The 1,802-nt window shown below is 46.6% G+C and carries 1 protein-coding gene; it reads right to left on the minus strand.

Translation table 11 applies throughout. The features are described from left to right. Positions 1-1,802, minus strand: a 1,802-nt coding sequence (locus tag BP74_RS21595) for a PKD domain-containing protein (protein ID WP_496377636.1), incomplete at both ends; no start/stop codon positions are given.

Raw genomic sequence — 1,802 nt, forward strand, 5'->3', positions numbered from 1 at the left:
ATTGACAGTGACAATCACATCATCCGAAGTACTAGCACCGCTATTATCAGTTACTGTTAATCTAAAGGTATAAGAGCCTGCCACAAGGCCTGTAATGGTAGTGGAGGCTGAGGAAGGAGAAGTGATGGTAGCTGCTCCGCCGGTTAGTTTTGTCCAGGCATAAGTAACGATGGTTCCATCGACATCTGTGCCGCTGCCAGCCAGGGAAACACTATTAACAGGTAGTGTAATAGTTTGGTCAGCCCCTGCGTTGGCAGTTGGAGCCTGGTTAGTAGCTGTTGCCCCAACTAATTCCATCCAGTTGATGTTCCAGCCAGCAGTGGAGTTAGCCTGCAACCTTATTGTTTGGGTTCCTGCCACGAGGTTAATGGTGGTAGATATAGTTTGCCATACCTGCCAGCCTCCGGTGGTGGGAACATTGAGTGTAGATAGTACAATACCTGAGCTATTTTTTATTAGGAACTGGGCGCCGGTATTTGGACTGGCTATACGAAGGTTAAGTGTATAATTACCAGCTGCGGGCACATTGATAGTATAATCCATCCAATCACCATTGTCTATCCAACCCACATCCAGCGTTCCGCCAGCATCGGAACAAGCTTCTGTAAGCACTCCGCTCATGGCAGACCAGTTCTCCGCTTCGATCCTTGTCCCACTGCCAGGTGGTGGTGGATCATTTACAATAATATTCACATCATCAGTAGAAATGGCTCCCTGGTTATCAGTAACTGTAAGACGGAATGTATAACTGCCTTGAACAAGCCCCGTAACCGTTGTAGAGGCAGATGAAGGCGTGTTAATGGTGGCTGTGCTTCCTGAGGTTTTGGTCCATGCGTAAGTAGCCACAGATCCATCTGCATCAGAGGCGGTTCCTGTTAGTGTAACATTATTTGTAGGAAGGGTAATGGTTTGATCTGGGCCGGCATTTGCTACAGGTGGCTGATTGTTTCCATTTACAGTTACTGTAACATCACTACTGGATGAAGCTCCAAGGTTGTCAGTTACTGTAAGGCGGAAATTATAACTACCCTGAACAAGCCCGGTGATCGTAGTGGAAGCAGAAGAAGGAGAAGTGATTGTTGCTGCACCCCCGGTTACCTTCGTCCAGTTATAAGTTGCGATGGTTCCATCAGGATCTGATGCTGTTCCATTTAATGTTACATTATTTGCTGGAAGAGTAATGACCTGGCTTGGACCTGCATTTACAGTTGGCGGAACATTTCCTGAAGATCCAAGATTGAATTCAAACCAGTTAATATTCCATCCAGCTGTTGAAGAAGATTCTATTCTTAAAGTTTGTTGGCCGGCAGTAAGGTTTATCGGTGTTGAAATAGTTTGAAATACCTGCCAGCCGCTGGTGTTTGGAATATTTACAGTAGCCAGCACAGTGCCATCTGATTTTTTCACTTTCAGTTGTGCGCCATTGACAGGTGTAGCTACTCTTAAGTTTAGGGTAAGTGTACCTGTAGTACCAACATTAATGGAATAATCCATATAATCTCCCAGTTCGATCCAACCCACGTCTTTACCTCCGCCTACATCAGAGGTATTCTCTGTTTGGATACCAAACATGGCAGAGTAGTCTTCAGCTTCATAGTGACCTGGTAAGATTGTTACGGGTACATGTGACCAATCGGACCAGACCCCGTTTCTTTGAACCCTTGCTGTGTAAACTCCACCCGAGGTGGCGTTTATGGTATTGGAAGTAGCTCCGCTTATCTGCACTCCGTCCTTGCGCCATTCGTAGGCTGCAAAACCTGCCGGAAGGCCAAGAACAGCGTTGATGGCAGTGCCTGGCCAGT

It is taken from the genome of Flavisolibacter ginsengiterrae DSM 18136, assembly GCF_059568575.1.